The organism is Kitasatospora sp. NPDC114501 (assembly GCF_055633695.1).
On record NZ_JBVKDS010000007.1, the window covers coordinates 309,088 to 323,544 of the forward strand.

At 73.6% G+C, this 14,457-nt stretch carries 12 protein-coding genes; 8 read left to right on the plus strand and 4 right to left on the minus strand.

Annotated elements, in window-relative coordinates; translation table 11 throughout:
• Positions 1–67 precede the first annotated feature (67 nt).
• Positions 68–856: a class I SAM-dependent methyltransferase gene (locus ACZ7RU_RS15745; RefSeq protein ID WP_470341494.1), complete on the minus strand. Its 789-nt coding sequence runs from the start codon at positions 854–856 to the stop codon at positions 68–70.
• A 347-nt stretch (positions 857–1,203) separates the two neighbouring features.
• On the opposite strand from ACZ7RU_RS15745, the gene ACZ7RU_RS15750 reads away from it, so the two are divergent.
• From ACZ7RU_RS15750 to ACZ7RU_RS15765, 4 genes are all read left to right on the plus strand, one after another.
• On the plus strand, positions 1,204–1,575 hold the full coding sequence (locus ACZ7RU_RS15750; RefSeq protein ID WP_470341495.1) for a hypothetical protein: 372 nt from the start codon (positions 1,204–1,206) through the stop codon (positions 1,573–1,575).
• A gap of 85 nt (positions 1,576–1,660) precedes the next feature.
• Positions 1,661–2,254, plus strand: coding sequence for a DinB family protein (locus ACZ7RU_RS15755; RefSeq protein WP_470341496.1), 594 nt, complete (start codon positions 1,661–1,663; stop codon positions 2,252–2,254).
• Positions 2,255–3,076: 822 nt separating this feature from the next.
• Positions 3,077–3,682, plus strand: a complete 606-nt coding sequence (locus ACZ7RU_RS15760; protein ID WP_470341497.1) for an RICIN domain-containing protein — start codon at positions 3,077–3,079, stop codon at positions 3,680–3,682.
• 287 nt (positions 3,683–3,969) lie between these two features.
• Positions 3,970–5,772 (plus strand): S8 family peptidase, encoded by a 1,803-nt coding sequence (locus tag ACZ7RU_RS15765; RefSeq protein ID WP_470341575.1) that lies wholly within the window; start codon positions 3,970–3,972, stop codon positions 5,770–5,772.
• A 278-nt stretch (positions 5,773–6,050) separates the two neighbouring features.
• Here ACZ7RU_RS15765 and ACZ7RU_RS15770 read toward each other — a convergent pair whose 3' ends face one another.
• A complete protein-coding gene (locus ACZ7RU_RS15770; RefSeq protein WP_470341498.1) occupies positions 6,051–7,652 on the minus strand; it encodes an ABC-F family ATP-binding cassette domain-containing protein in 1,602 nt (533 codons plus the stop codon).
• 287 nt (positions 7,653–7,939) lie between these two features.
• On the opposite strand from ACZ7RU_RS15770, the gene ACZ7RU_RS15775 reads away from it, so the two are divergent.
• Complete coding sequence (locus ACZ7RU_RS15775; RefSeq protein WP_470341499.1) at positions 7,940–8,860, plus strand: ATP-grasp domain-containing protein; 921 nt, start codon at positions 7,940–7,942, stop codon at positions 8,858–8,860.
• Between the two features lie 117 nt (positions 8,861–8,977).
• Here ACZ7RU_RS15775 and ACZ7RU_RS15780 read toward each other — a convergent pair whose 3' ends face one another.
• Positions 8,978–10,312, minus strand: a complete 1,335-nt coding sequence (locus ACZ7RU_RS15780) for an NAD(P)/FAD-dependent oxidoreductase (RefSeq protein WP_470341500.1) — start codon at positions 10,310–10,312, stop codon at positions 8,978–8,980.
• Positions 10,313–10,862: 550 nt separating this feature from the next.
• On the opposite strand from ACZ7RU_RS15780, the gene ACZ7RU_RS15785 reads away from it, so the two are divergent.
• Positions 10,863–12,026: a magnesium and cobalt transport protein CorA gene (locus ACZ7RU_RS15785; protein WP_470341501.1), complete on the plus strand. Its 1,164-nt coding sequence runs from the start codon at positions 10,863–10,865 to the stop codon at positions 12,024–12,026.
• A gap of 67 nt (positions 12,027–12,093) precedes the next feature.
• Here ACZ7RU_RS15785 and ACZ7RU_RS15790 read toward each other — a convergent pair whose 3' ends face one another.
• Positions 12,094–12,450, minus strand: a complete 357-nt coding sequence (locus tag ACZ7RU_RS15790) for a hypothetical protein (protein ID WP_470341502.1) — start codon at positions 12,448–12,450, stop codon at positions 12,094–12,096.
• A gap of 118 nt (positions 12,451–12,568) precedes the next feature.
• Here ACZ7RU_RS15790 and ACZ7RU_RS15795 point away from each other — a divergent pair, with 118 nt between their 5' ends.
• Together ACZ7RU_RS15795 and lepB are read left to right on the plus strand one after the other, a co-directional pair.
• On the plus strand, positions 12,569–13,165 hold the full coding sequence (locus ACZ7RU_RS15795) for a helix-turn-helix domain-containing protein (protein ID WP_387757090.1): 597 nt from the start codon (positions 12,569–12,571) through the stop codon (positions 13,163–13,165).
• 63 nt (positions 13,166–13,228) lie between these two features.
• A complete protein-coding gene (gene lepB / locus ACZ7RU_RS15800; protein WP_470341503.1) occupies positions 13,229–14,248 on the plus strand; it encodes a signal peptidase I in 1,020 nt (339 codons plus the stop codon).
• Positions 14,249–14,457 lie beyond the last annotated feature (209 nt).

A 14,457-nucleotide genomic window follows, 5' to 3' on the forward strand; every position in this document is an offset into this window, starting at 1 on the left:
AAGCGTCGAGACGTCAGGAGAGCCGGAGGGGCAGACGGGTCAGAAGGGTCAGAAGGGTCAGAAGGGGTCAGGAGGTGGCACGTCGTGGCGCCCGGGCGATCAGGACGGGCTGGAAGAAACCGGTGTCGGCGGGCTGCTCCCAGTGGATGGCGGCCAGGCCGGCCTCGGCGGCGAAGGCGCTCAACTTCTCCTGGGTGAGTGCCCAGTAGGTGGAGCGTCGGACTGAGACCTGCCACTGACCGGTCGCGTGCGGCAGGAGCTGGAAGAGCTCCAGGTCGTACCGCTCGCCGTCCTCGTGCCACTGCCAGAGCTGGAAGGCGACCGACCGTCGGCCGCCGTGCTCGGTGGTCTGCGGCGCGGTGGAGGCGGGCCGGGTGCGGCGCAGCTCGTCGTACGGGCGGGTGCTGACCAGCAGCAGTCCGCCCGGGCGCAGGACCCGCCGCATCTCACCGAGCGCGGCGCGGACGTCCTCGGCCGTCAGCAGGTGGGGCAGCGCGTTGTCGGCGCAGACCACGACGTCGAACCGGCCGTCCGGGAAGGGGAGTTTCCGCATGTCGGCCGCGGCGGCGGGCAGCCGGAGGCCGCGCCCGGCGGCCTCGGCGGTGGCGCGGGCGGCGGCGACCGGGCTGAGGTCGGTGCCGGTGACGCGGTGGCCGAGCGCGGCCAGGCCGATCGCCTGGGTGCCGATGCCGCAGGCGCAGTCCAGCACCTCGGCGGGTCGGTCGCCGAGGCCCGCGCGGATCAGGGCGTCCAGCGCGGCGCCCTGCCGGGCGAGCGACGCGTTCCAGTCGCTGTAGAGGAGGTGGTAGTCGTCGGCGAAATCGTCGTAGAAGCGGCCGGGGGAGGACTGGGTCATGGCGGCGGGTCTCCACGGGGCGTCGGCGGAGCGGGAAGAGCGGTGTAGGCCGGGCGGAGAGCGGACGCGCCAAGGCCGGGCCCTGGCCGTGGCGCGACGCCGAGTGGGACACGATGACCGGTCCGTCCGCCACGTCGCTATCCTCACCCGGACGTACCGGCGCGGAGTACCGGTTTTCGGGGCCACCGAGGAGGCAGGCACATGACCCGGGTACCGGACGAGGACCGAACGGGCGCACCGTCGCCTCGCCCCCCGTCGCCGCGACTCCGACCGACCGAGACGGGCCGACCGAGACGGGCCGGCCGACACGGGCCGGCCGACACGGGCCGGCCGGACCGATGCCCGGAGTGATCGAGCTGCCGGAGGGCAGTTGGGGGGACTGGGACGTGTGGTCCTGGCGCCCTGGCGAGTGCCGACTGGCCGCCGGGTACGACCTCTGCTACCACCACGGCCTGGAGCTGGTCTTCGACGATCCGCTGTACGTCCGCTGCCCGGAGTCCTTCCAGGACCCGGTGTTCCGTCCGCCGACGGTCGAGGAACGGCGGCTGGTGGAGCGCCAGTGTGGGGAGGCGGCGGGCGTGCTGATCGCCTTCGAGGCGGACGGCGGTGGCCCGGACCCGGTGGGCGGGCTGATCGCCGCCGGGAGGCTGGAGGTGCGGGTCGGTACCGTCCTCCGTTACCCGTCGGCCCCCCACCGGCCCGATCGACCCAAGGGGTAGAGCCCGCAGCGGGGCGATCCGCCGGCCAGGCGTCGCCGGCAAACTCACGCGACGGTTGTCGGCGGGTGGTGGGAGACTCGCTCCCATGAAGCCCAATGATCCCAAGGACGACCTGCACCGCTACCTGAAGGCAGCCCGCGAAGCCATCGTCTGGAAGCTGGAAGGACTGTCCGAGTACGACATCCGCCGCCCCCTGACGCCGACCGGCACCAACCTCCTCGGCCTCGTCAAGCACCTCGCCAGCGTCGAGCTCGGGTACTTCGGCCCGACCTTCGGGCGCCCGCACGACGAATCCCTCCCCTGGACCGAGGAGGGCGCCGAGCCCAACTCGGACATGTGGGCCACCGCCGACGAGTCGCGCGAGGATGTCGTCGGCCTCTACCGCCGCGCCTGGGAGCACGCGGACGCGACGATCGAGGCGCTACCGCTCGACGCGATGGGCCACGTCGAGTGGTGGGGCGACAGCGGAGACGTGACGCTCCAGCGGATCATGCTGCACATGACGGCCGAGACGAACCGGCACGCCGGCCACGCCGACATCGTCCGCGAGCTGATCGACGGCAAGGTCGGCATGCGGGTGGAGAACAGCAACATGGACGGCGGCGACGGGGCGTGGTACCAGGCTTACTGGAACCGGCTGGAGGAGTCCGCCAAGGAGGCTCAGGCCAAGCAGCACTGAGGGCCGTTCGGGGAGGGGGCCGCCTTGGTAGCTCGTGGTGCCTGCCTCCCCGCTCCCGTGGCACAAGGGCGGCGCCGGTTCCGGACGTCGATGACGCAAGGAGCTGTGGCATGACGGCGTCGTCCGTGGCGGCTGTAGAGCGAGGCGGCGTGTGACGTCGGCGGCATAGGTGGGTCGGCGGGAAGGCGGCTCAGCGGGCGGGGGTCGGGTCGGGCCCGGCGACCCGGGTCGGCAGGTGGCGGTCTGTCGCCGTGGAAGGGCCGGCGGACGGTCGCCATGCCTCGGGGCCGTGGAACAGTCCGGGCTCCAGCTGGTTTTCCGCCGGTGGACGACGCCGCGCTGTCTGGCGGTGTGTCAGTAAGGGAGAGGCCCTCGATGACCATACCCTCGTGCACGTCGCGCCTGACCCGCCGCCTCGCCGTCTTCGGCACGGCACTGCTGGCCGCCGTGGCGGCCGTCCCGCTCGCGGCGGCCCCCGCGGCTGCCGCCGTGAACCCGATCCGCATGAGCGGCAAGTTCCGCTACGACTACGCGAACGCGGAGGAGGGCAGCCTGTTGGACCGCGCAGGAGCGCGACCCCGCCGCGTGCACCGGGCTCACCCTCGAGTGGTACCCCGGCTCCACCGACGGGCCGGTGTACCACCAGAACACCGTCAGGCTGTCCGACGGTGACCCGGACTCCGAGCACACCGTGCTGTACGAGAGCGGCCACTTCCTGATGGACCGCCGCTACGACGGCGTGATGCCGGCTTCACCTACGGCGGCGGCTGGGACACCGGTGACACGGTCTCCGGCAACGTCACCGGTCCGCTGCTCGAACCTGTGGAGGAAGACGACGGCGGCTGGCCGGGCACCATCAAGGCGCTCGCCGCGAGCAAGCCCGGCACCTTCGCCGACTACGTCAAGAACACCCGCCCCGCCGCCACCCCGCCGCTCGCCACCACCGGCGCCGCCCTCGACCACCCGGCCCGGCGCACCATCAACTACGGGCCCGTTGTCGGCGACGGCCGCTACCACAGCCTCACCGGCGGCAACGGCCTGGCGTCGGAACGCGACGGCGGCCGCGCCGCGACCAACCGTCCGCGCGGCGCCCTCAACGCCTACGACGCCTCCCGCCCCTTGCAGCGCTGGAAGTCGGGCCCGAACCCGGACGGCACGCTGCAGATCTCCGACAACTGTTCCACCGCGCTCACCCTGACCGCGGACTTCACGGAACCGCCTCGGGCCATTCTGCGGCCGTACAACCCGGCGGACCCGTACCAGAAGTGGAAGGTCACCCGGAACGCCGGCGGCGGCCTGACGATCACCATCCCGAACACCTACACGGCCCTCGACTGCCCCGGCAGCCAGGCCGGTGACGACGCGCAGCTGCGCCGTGAGGACGCCAGGGTCAAACCCCGGAACCGGGGCGCCATTCCCGTTCCGTAACGCGCGACGCGCCCGTCGGGCCGGCTGGGGGCCCCGGGGGGAAGCCGGCGGGTCCGACTTTCCTCCGGCAACCCGCCCGGGGCGCCGGGGCCCATGACATCAAAACGTAACGCTTCCGTGAAAAGTCGGCAGGCGTAAAGTCTTCCCCAAGTCCGGTCTAATCTGGCATGTTTCCTTCAATTCCCGTGCGATCCCCCTCACGCATGGGCCGAATCGGAGGACACGTGTCACCCCTGATATCCCGGCGGCTCGGCCGCCCGGCCGCAGCCCTCGCCGTGCTCTCGGCCATGGCGCTCGCCACCCCCACCGCGTTCGCGACCGCCGCCACCGCTGCCACCACCCCCACCGTCCCCGGCGCAGTCTCCGCGCCCGCGGCCAAGACGCCCGCCGCCCAGGCCGCCGCGGCCCAGGCCCCCGCCGCCCCCGCCGTCGCGGGCAGCGCGGCCGGCTGGGCCGCCGGCACCCGGGCCTACCTGGTGATCAGCGCCCCCGCCGACATCGCCGCCGCCAAGGCCGCCGTCGCCGCCAAGGGCGGTACGGTCTTCGCGAGTTACGACGCGATCGGCGTCATCGTCGCCCACTCCACCAGTACCGGCTTCGCCGCCGCGCTGCGGACCGTCGCCGGCATCCAGCAGGTCGGCGCGACCCGCACCTCCGACGTGCCGGCCGACGCCTACAGCCCGGCGCTGCCCGCCAACCCCGCCCAGTCGGCCACCACGCTCACCGAGTCCAACCGCTGGGACATGACCCAGATCAAGGCGGACCAGGCCTGGAGCGTCAGCACCGGCTCGCCGACCGTCAAGGTGGGCGTGCTCGACACCGGAGTGGACGACCAGCACCAGGACATCGCGCCGAACTTCGACGCCGCCGACTCGGTCTCCTGCGCGTACGGCAAGCCCGACACCCGCACCGGCGCCTGGCGGGACGTGGACGAGCACGGCACCCACGTCGCCGGCACCATCGCGGCCGCGAAGAACGGCAAGGGCGTCATCGGCGTCGCGCCGGGCGTCAAGGTCGCCGCGGTCCGGATCGCCGAGCCGACCAGTACCCTGTTCTTCGCCGAGAACACCGTCTGCGGCTTCGTCTGGGCCGGTGACCACGGCTTCAAGGTCACCAACAACAGCTACTACACCGACCCGTGGCAGTTCAACTGCCCGGACGACCTCGACCAGGCGGCCATCATCGAGGGCGTCAAGCGCGCCCAGGAGTACGCCGAGGGCAAGGGCTCGCTCCAGGTCGCGGCGGCCGGCAACTCCAACTACGACCTGGCGAACAAGACCACCGACACGGCGAGCCCGAACGACTCCACCCCGACCACCCGGACCATCAGCAACGCCTGCCTCGACATCCCCACCGAACTTCCGGGCGTGGTGACCGTCGCTGCCACGGGCAGCGGCAGCGGCAAGGCGTCCTACTCCAACTTCGGACGGGGCGTCATCGACGTCGCGGCGCCCGGCGGCGACGGCGCCACCGGCGTCTACTCGACCCTGCCCGGCGGCAAGTACGGCACCATGAGCGGCACCTCGATGGCGTCCCCGCACGTCACCGGCGTCGCCGCGCTGATCGCCAGTGCCGACCCCTCGCTCACCCCGGCCGACATCCGGGCCCGGCTGGCGAGCCAGGCCAACGACCTGGCCTGCCCCGCCTCCGACAGCCGCTGCACCGGCACCACCGCCAACAACTCCTTCTTCGGCGAGGGCCAGGTCGACGCGCTGAAGGCCGTCGGCGGCGGGACCCCGCCCACCGGCAAGTACTTCGAGAACACCGCCGACGTGGCGATCGCCGACAACACCACGGTGGAGAGCCCGCTCACCGTCACCGGTGTCACCGGCAACGCGCCCGCGACGCTCAAGGTCGGCGTGGACATCAAGCACACCTACCGCGGTGACCTGGTCCTCTCCCTCGTCGCCCCGAACGGCACGGTCTACCTCCTGGAGGACTTCCCGAACAGCGACAGCACCGACAACGTCGCCAAGGCCTACACCGTCAACGCCTCGGCGAGTGCGGCGAACGGCACCTGGAAGCTCCGGGTGAAGGACGGTGCCTCCGGCGACACCGGCACGATCGACGCCTGGAACCTCACCTTCTGACCCCGCCGTCCGGCCTGACGCCTGACGCCTGACGCCTGACGCCTGACGCCTGACGCCTGACGCCTGACGCCTGACGCCTGACGCCCGACGCCTGACCGCGTCGGGCGTCACGCGTTGGGCGGCCGGCATCGCGGGCAGGACGCCGAACACCACCGGGGTGCCGGCGTACCCGGCGGTCTTGTGGCGGTCCGTGACCAGGAAGCCGCGCCGAGGGGCCGTCCGTGCCCACTCGGCGCGGTTCCCGATCGGGGCGCGCCGCTCGTGGCCGGCGCCGTACCTCAGGACTGCGCGACCAGGTCCAGGTACGCGTCGTGCCAGAGATCCTCGTCGCCGTCCGGCAGGAGCAGTACGCGGTCCGGCCGCAGGGCCTCGATGGCGCCCGGGTCGTGGGTGACCATCACGATCGCGCCCGGGTAGGTGCCGACCGCCGTCAGGACCTCGGTACGGGAGGCCGGGTCGAGGTTGTTGGTCGGCTCGTCCAGCAGCAGGACGTTGGCGCCGGAGTGCACCAGGGCGGCCAGCGCGAGCCGGGTCTTCTCGCCGCCGGACAGCACCGCGGCCGGCTTGTCGGCGTCGTCGCCCCGGAAGAGGAACGCGCCGAGCACGTGCCGAAGTTCGCCGTCGGTCAGGCCCGGTGCGGCCGCGGCGAGGTTGTCGCGCACGCTGAGCGCCGGGTCGAGGGTGTCGTGCTCCTGGGCGAAGTAGCCGAGCCGTAGGCCGGTGCCGGGGACGACGCGGCCGGAGTCCGGCGTCTCCCGGCCGGCCAGGATGCGCAGCAGGGTGGTCTTGCCGGCCCCGTTCAGGCCGAGCACGACCAGTCGGCTGCCGCGGTCCACGGCCAGGTCCAGGCCGGTCAGCACGGGCCGCCCGGCGTAGGACTTGGCGAGGCTGATCGCGCCGAGCGGCATCCGGCCGCACGGGGCGGGCTCGGGCAGCCGGATCCGGGCGGTGCGCTCGGCCTGCCGGACGGGTTCGAGCTCGGCGAGCATCCGGTCGGCCCGGCGGGCCATGCTGCGGGCGCTGGTCGCGGTGGCGACGTTGGCCCGCATCCGGTCGGCCTGCGCGTGCAGGGAGGCGGCCTTGCGCTCGGCGTTGGCCCGCTCCCGGGTGCGGCGGCGCTCGTCGGCGGCGCGCTGGGTCAGGTAGGCCTGCCAGCCGGTGTTGTGGACGTCGATCGCGGCGCGCTGCGGGTCCAGGTGGAAGACCCGGTTGACGGTCTCCGCCAGCAGGCCGAGGTCGTGGCTGATCAGCACCAGCCCGCCCTGGTGGGTGGCGAGGAAGCCGCGCAGCCAGGCGCCGGAGTCGGCGTCCAGGTGGTTGGTGGGCTCGTCCAGCAGCAGGACGCCGTGGTCGGCGAAGAGGATGCGGGCCAGCTCGACCCGGCGGCGCTGGCCACCGGAGAGCGTGCCGACGGGGGAGTCCATCACCCGGGTGGGCAGGCCGAGCCCGGCCGCGACCCGGGCGGCCTCGGCCTCGGCGGCGTAGCCGCCGCGGGACTGGAACGCGGCGTCGGCCCGGACGTACGCGTCCATCGCCCGGCGCTCCTCGGCCGGTGACCCGGCCCTGGCCATCGCCGCCTCGGCGGCGCGCAGGGCCTGGACGGCGGTGTCCAGGCCGCGGGCGGACAGGATGCGGTCGGTGACGGTGACCGACGGGTCGGCGGCGCGGGAGTCCTGCGGGAGGTAGCCGACGGCCCCGGTCCGGGTGACCGTTCCGGCGGCGGGCGCCAGCTGTCCGGCCAGGGTGGCGAGCAGGGTGGTCTTGCCGGCGCCGTTGCGGCCGACCAGGCCGATCCGGTCGCCGGGGGCGATGTGCAGGGTGACGTCGGACAGCAGGAGGCGGGCGCCGACGCGCACGTCGACACCACGGGTGGTGATCATGGGATAACGCTCCGAAACGACTAGCGGACAGACGGGTGGCGTGGAAGCGGGCCGTCTGGCTAGGAGATTCGGGGCGTGGACATGAGAGGAACGGTAGCGGGCGGAATGGAGTCGCGCATCCGAATTGACGGACGCATCCGAACCAACGGGCTCGCCCGGACGGGCGGGCGCACACCCGGATCGGCAGGCGCGCCCGGATCGGGCGACGCGGTTTCGGCCACGTCGCGCGGCGGATGGCGCACGGAGCCGTCTTGTCGTGGCCACGTCGCAATCGCTTGTATGGCCGCATGGCCCGACGCGATCTCGTACTCCTGACCGACCACAGCTCGACCGAAGGCAGCCGGAAGGTGCTCGCCGCCGCCGCGCGGACGCTGATCGGCCGGGAACCCGTCCAACTGGACGCCCGGCACTTCATGACCGGAGGCAACGGCCTGATCGAGGCCGACGACGCGGGCGGGATCCGGCTGGCGGGTGGCGGCCGGACGGTGACCGCCGACACGGTGATCGTCTACGAGATCCCGCCGCACCGGCGCCGTGCGTTCGAGGACTGCCAGCGGCGGCTGCGCGGATTCGGCGCCCGCTCGCTCGGCACCGACGCCGCGGCGTGGCGGGCGGCCACCGAGAAGGACCTCACCGTCGCCCGTTTCGTCCGGGACGGCGTACCGCACATGCCCAGCATCGCGCTCTCCGAGCCGAGCCCGGAGGCCGCCGCCGAGGCCTTCGCGGCCCTCGGCGGCGACGTCTGGGCCCGGCCCTGCGTCGGGATGGGCGGCGACGACGTCTTCCACGTCACCACCGGTGCCCAGCTCGACGCCGCCGCACGGCACTACGCGCAGACCAAGACGGACTGGCTGCTCGCCCGTGACGCCCGGAACTTCCTCCCCGACGGGCGGCGCCACCAGTACCGGGTGGTGGTGCTGCACGGGCGGGTGGTCCGCGCGGTCGAGCACGTCCAGGCGGACCCGGACGCGCCCTGCAACGAGAGCCGCGGCGCCGTGTCCACCCTGCTCGACTACGCCGAACTCCCGGACGGGCTCGCGGAGTCGGCCGTCGCGGCGGCCGCCTCCCTGGGGCTCGACCTCGCCGGGGTGGACCTCGCCGCCGAGAGCGGCGGTGTGGTCTTCGAGGTCAACGTCCACCCCGCCTTCGGCCGGCGCGGTCTGGAGCAGGTGGCGCTGCCGTACGTCGCCGCGCACCTCGGCGAGTAGCACCCGCCGCGCCGCGCCGCGCCGCGCCGCGCTGCGCCCCGCCCTGCCCGGCCGACCCGCCCTGCCCGGCCGACCCCGCCCGCCCCGGCAGCGCCTCCCGAGGGCCCCCTCGGCCCCTCAGCCCCGCAGGACCGACGCGAGCACCGACGGCCGGAACAGCAGCGACGGCGGCTCCACCAGCGACATCACCTCGTGGAACGCCTTGGTGACCGCCGGGTCCCGGGTGCTGCGGGCCAGCACCTTGTCGAAGAAGCTGTGCTGGAGTTCGATCAGGGCCCCGGAGGGTGCGCCGGTGGTGGTGCGGAAGCGGGCGTCCTCGGCGCAGGAGATCATCCACGGGACCCTGGACGCCGCGGCCACGGCGCGCCGGGCGGCCCGGGCCGTGGGGTGCCCGATGCCGCCGTACCGCTTGGCGGTGCGGCGCAGCTCCCGGGCGCAGAACAGCGCGACGGTGACGCCCTGCCCGTAGACCGGGTTGAAGGTGCTCGCGGCGTCGCCGACCACCACCAGCCCGTCCGGGCAGCTGCGCTCGTAGTGCCGGCGCACGCCCGGTCCGGGGTGGAACCCCCGTACCTCGCCCGCCGGTTCGGCGTCCCGCAGCACCTCGTGCAGCAGCGGGTCGCGCAGCAGGCCCAGGTGCTCGGTGAAGCCCTCCTCGCCGGCCGCCGGCTCGGCGCCGCGCATCCCGGCGAGGCTGACGATCCAGCGGTCGCCCTCGACCGGCAGCAGCACGCCCAGTCGCGGCGCGTCGGGGGCCTTGGTCTGGATGTAGACCGCCCGGTCGCCGAGATCGGCCCCGGGCGGGCGGTGGAAGATCCGGGAGGCGTAGGCGACGCCCGCGTCCACCCGCTCCTCGGGCACCGGCGGGCACCCCGACTCGGTGAGCCACTTCGGCACCGAGGACGAGCGGCCGGTCGCGTCCACCACCAACTCGGCGGGTATCTCCCGGACTTCGCCGCGCTCCGGGCCGCGCTCGCGGACCTTCACCCCGGTCACGGTGGTCGCCGAACCGAGCAGTCCGACCGCGTCCGTCCCCTCCAGGAGCTCGATCGCGGGATGGGCGCGGAGCCGGTCCAGCACGAACGAGTCCAGCAGTGGCCGGGTGCAGGAGAGGAAGCTCATCTCGGCCGGGTACTCGGCCAGCCACCCGGCGGAGCAGAGCCACTTGATGTCCGAGACGGACACCCGCCGCGCGCCCGCGGCCGCCAGCTCCTGCCTGATGCCGGGCATCATCTCCTCGAGCAGCCGGTGCCCGGCCTCCAGTACCAGGTGGGCGTGCCGGCCCTGCGGCACGCCGGCCCGGAATTCCGGCCCCGCCGGGTACCGGTCCCGCTCCACCACGACGATCCGCTCCGCGAACCCGCGCAGCGCCCACGCGGCCGCCATCCCGGCCAGCCCGCCGCCGATCACCACCGCCGTACCCCGCCCCGGGGCCCTCTCCGAAGAAGTCATGACACGTAGCGTAGTGGTGCGGTCGCCTCCGCGTGATCGCTTCGCTCCGGACGAACGTCCCTGTCCCGCAGGGTCGTTGACGCCTGGCCGGACCGGACCGAACTGGACTGAGCCATACCGCACCGGACCGCACCAGATCGAGCCGGACCGAGCCGGACCCAACCGGACCGGGCGGTGGTCGCGCGGTTCGCGGAGCGCGGTCGCGAGCGTCGGCCACTCCCTGCGACGGGCCCCGGTCGGTGCCCGGCGCGTGCGGGTACTAGACTCGACGGGGTTGTGCTGGCGCCTTTCCGGTGCGTGAGCACGCGGAGCCCAGGAGGTGAGAGCTGTGGAGTGCAGTAGTACGGGTCGAAGTCGGCCCCGATCCCGGTTGTCCCGCACCACTCGCGGCCCCCGGCACACCTCCTCCCGTACGGCTCCCGCGCGGCACTGATCTCGCCCTCCCGGCGAGGCACCGCCGGTCGCGCCGTGCGCGTGGCGGCCGGCCGGGCGCCTCCGGTCCGCCGTGTTCCCGTACGGCGGCCGGGCATTCACCCGTGGAGGTCCCGCCATGTCCGACTGGCGTGTGCGCGCCGTGCGCGCGAGCAAGCGTCCGTTCTCCCGTTCCATCGTCCGGCCCGCGGACACCCAGCCGGCGCCCGAGCACTCGATGGACCCGCGCCCGGACCAGCCGGTCGAACCGGTGACGCTGGAACGTTCCGTCGTGGACGCGGCGGTCTACCGGGACGGCCACCGGATCGAGGCGCCCACCGACCTCGCGGACATCTACCGCAAGCTGCCCGACCGGCCCGGAACGATGGCCTGGATCGGCCTGTTCCGCCCCGCCGAGAAGCAGTTGCTGGAGGCCGCCGACCGGTTCAACCTGCACGAGCTGGCCGTCGAGGACGCCATCGTCGCCCACCAGCGGCCGAAGCTGGAACGCTACGGCGACACCCTGTTCGTGGTGCTGCGCGCCGCCCGCTACCTGGACGAGGCGGAGGAGGTCGACTTCGGCGAGATCCACCTCTTCGTCGGCCCCGACTTCGTGATCACCGTCCGCCACTCCCAGGCGCCGGACCTGTCGGCGGTGCGCCGCCGCCTGGAGGACGACCCGGAGCTGCTGGCGCTCGGCCCGGAGGCGGTGCTGTACGCGGTGCTGGACGCCGTGGTGGACGGCTACGCGCCGGTGATCGCCGGCCTCCAGCACGACATCGACGAGATCGAGACCGAGGTGTTCGGCGGCGACCCGCAGGTCTCCCGCCGCATCTACGAACTGTCCCGCGAGGTCATCGAGTTCCAGCGCGCCACCCGCCCGCTGCTGGAGATCATGAAGAGCCTGGAGGCGGGCTTCGGCAAGTACGGCACCGACGAGGAACTCCAGCGCTACCTGCGCGACGTCGCCGACCACGCCACCTACGCCGCCGAGCGGGTGGACGGCTTCCGGCAGATGCTCCAGAACATCCTGACCGTCAACGCGACGCTGGTCTCGCAGCGCCAGAACGAGGAGATGAAGCAGCTCGCCGAGGCGGGGCACGCGCAGAACGACGAGATCAAGAAGATCTCCTCCTGGGCGGCCATCCTCTTCGCGCCGACCCTGATCGGCACGGTGTACGGGATGAACTTCGAGGAGATGCCGGAGCTCAAGTGGGCCTTCGGCTACCCGTTCGCGATCGGGTTGATGGCGCTGGTGTGCACCGGGCTGTACCTGGTGTTCAAGAAGCGGGACTGGCTGTAGGGCCCGCGTCCTGGCGCGTGCCGGGACGCGCGAGTGCCGGACCCTGAACGCCCTGACGCCCCGGGCCTCACCCGTGCAGCAGCCGCTCGTACTCGGCCTCCGGGTCCAGCTGCCGCCGGTACTCGACGTGCAGCCGGACGGCGCCGTCCGCTCCGGCCAGGCGGTCGAGCGGGCCCCGGGCGGCCGGGAGCGGGCGGGGTCGCGGCCACTGCTGGGCGAGGACGGCCAGCGGGGAGCCGTCGGCGCCGCGCACCACCCAGGTGGCGCGGCCGCCGCCGATCAGCGGGAGGCGGGGGCGGGGGAGCCCGAGCGCGGTGAGCGCCGCCGGGGCGTCCAGACCGTCGGGAAGGGCGACGGTCTCGGCGTGCGGGGCGTCGGCGTCGTCGCCGGCCGCGACGCTGTCCCGGGTGAGGAGGATGCGCATGACGGGAGGATAGGCCGGATCGGCGGGCGCCGCCGTGGTGACCCCCAGGGGTGGCGGCCGGGGCCTCACCCGTGTGCCGGATTGACAAGCAGCCTTGCCGTACTGGCAAATGGCAGGCATGGCCGACGAAGAGTTCGAGAACGTCCTCACCACGGTGGGCCCGCGGTTGCGGGCGCTGCGCCGGGAGCGCGGCACCACGCTCGCCAAACTCGCCGCCGCGACCGGCATCTCGCTCAGCACGCTGTCCCGGCTGGAGTCCGGGCAGCGCAAGCCGACGCTGGAGCTGCTGCTGCCGCTGGCCCGGGAGTACCGGGTGCCGCTGGACGAACTGGTCGGCGCACCGGCCACCGGCGACCCGCGGATCCACCCGCGCCCGGTGACCAGGAACGGCCAGACCATCGTCCCGCTCACCCGCCACCTGGGCGGGCTGCACGCCTACAAGCACATCGTGCCGCCGGGCCGGAACGCCGGGCCCGAGCTGGAGCTGAAGGTCCACGAGGGGTACGAGTGGCTGTACGTGCTGTCCGGACGGCTGCGGCTGGTGCTCGGCACCCACGACCTGGAGCTGACGGCCGGTGAGGCCGCCGAGTTCGACACCCGCACCCCGCACGCCTTCGGCAACGCGGGCCCGCAGCCGGTGGAGTTCCTCAGCCTGTTCGGCCCGCAGGGCGAGCGCATCCACGTCAGGGCGCGCCCGGGAACCTCTGTTCGGTAGGTTCGTTCCTGACAGGGGGTCTTCGTACCGGCTCCCATCAGGCCGCCGGGAGGGGCCGAGGACATGAGTGTGCAGCAGAGCGCGGAGTCCGGGGAGAGCGGCGGAGCCGGGGAACGCGGGGAGGCCGGGAACGGCCGGTCGGAGGCGGGTCCGGGCACCGCGGAGACGCAGGACGCGGACGCGAGCGCGGGCTCGGCCGCCGGTGCTCCCGAGGAGGCCGACGCTCCCGCGAAGACCGGCGAGGACGCCGAGCGCGCCCGGAAGAAGCGCCCGTTCTGGCAGGAGCTGCCGATCCTGCTGGTGATCGCGCTGCTGCTCTCGCTCGGCATCAAGACCTTCTTCGTGCAGGCCTTCTCCATCCCCTCCGGCTCGATGGAGCAGACCCTCGCGATCGGCGACCGGGTGCTGGTGGACAAGTTCACCCCGTGGTTCGGCGCCGAGCCCGAGCGCGGCGAGGTGGTGGTGTTCCGCGATCCGGGCGGCTGGCTGGAGGGCGCGCCGACGACCTCCGGGGACTCCGTGACGGGCACCGTCCAGAAGGCGCTCAGCACCGTCGGCCTGATGCCCTCGGCGGACGAGAAGGACCTGATCAAGCGGGTGATCGCGGTCGGCGGGGACACCCTCGACTGCGAGGTGGGCGAGCCGCTGAAGGTGAACGGCGTCGCACTGGACGAGCCGTACCTGTTCCCCGGCTCGACGCCCTGCGACAACGATCCGGTCGGCACCATCACCGTGCCCAAGGGCAAGCTGTGGGTGATGGGCGACCACCGCAACAACTCGCGGGACTCCCGCTGGCACCACAACCAGAGCGGGGACGGCTTCGTGCCGGTGGGCAACGTGGTCGGCCGGGCCTTCGTGGTCGCCTGGCCGGTGTCCGACTGGTCCACCCTGCCGGTCCCGGACACCTTCGACAAGGTGCCGGACGGGGCGGCGGGCGCGGCGGGCGCGGTCGGCGCGCCGTTCGAGGTGCCGCCGGCGCCGGAGGCCGCCGCACTGGCCGGGATCGTACCGCTCGCCCTGTGGCAGCGGCGGCGGTCGGCGCGCCGGGCGTCGGCGCCCGCGGAGACGTCGCGCGGAGCGTAGGCGCACGGACGTACGCGCGAGACGAAGCGGCTGGGGCCTCGGCGCGGCAGGACGGCTGAGGCCGCCTCGCCCGCCGCAGCTCCGGCAGACCGGCCCGATCGATCGTCTTCGACGGAACTCCCCCATCGACATCTACACGCCTGTAGAGTTCAGGGCGTGAGCTGTACCCCGGCTGACGGCCGCCCCGAGGGGGTGTCCGGCGGCCGGGT

Coding starts and splice junctions, on each gene's coding strand:
- ACZ7RU_RS15745 (WP_470341494.1), bottom strand. CDS start 856: ATGACCCAGTCCTCCCCCGGCCGCTTCTACGACGATTTCGCCGACGAC.
- ACZ7RU_RS15755 (WP_470341496.1), top strand. CDS start 1,661: ATGAAGCCCAATGATCCCAAGGACGACCTGCACCGCTACCTGAAGGCA.
- ACZ7RU_RS15765 (WP_470341575.1), top strand. CDS start 3,970: ATGGCGCTCGCCACCCCCACCGCGTTCGCGACCGCCGCCACCGCTGCC.
- ACZ7RU_RS15770 (WP_470341498.1), bottom strand. CDS start 7,652: ATGATCACCACCCGTGGTGTCGACGTGCGCGTCGGCGCCCGCCTCCTG.
- ACZ7RU_RS15775 (WP_470341499.1), top strand. CDS start 7,940: ATGGCCCGACGCGATCTCGTACTCCTGACCGACCACAGCTCGACCGAA.
- ACZ7RU_RS15780 (WP_470341500.1), bottom strand. CDS start 10,312: ATGACTTCTTCGGAGAGGGCCCCGGGGCGGGGTACGGCGGTGGTGATC.
- ACZ7RU_RS15785 (WP_470341501.1), top strand. CDS start 10,863: ATGTCCGACTGGCGTGTGCGCGCCGTGCGCGCGAGCAAGCGTCCGTTC.
- ACZ7RU_RS15790 (WP_470341502.1), bottom strand. CDS start 12,450: ATGCGCATCCTCCTCACCCGGGACAGCGTCGCGGCCGGCGACGACGCC.
- ACZ7RU_RS15795 (WP_387757090.1), top strand. CDS start 12,569: ATGGCCGACGAAGAGTTCGAGAACGTCCTCACCACGGTGGGCCCGCGG.
- lepB (WP_470341503.1), top strand. CDS start 13,229: ATGAGTGTGCAGCAGAGCGCGGAGTCCGGGGAGAGCGGCGGAGCCGGG.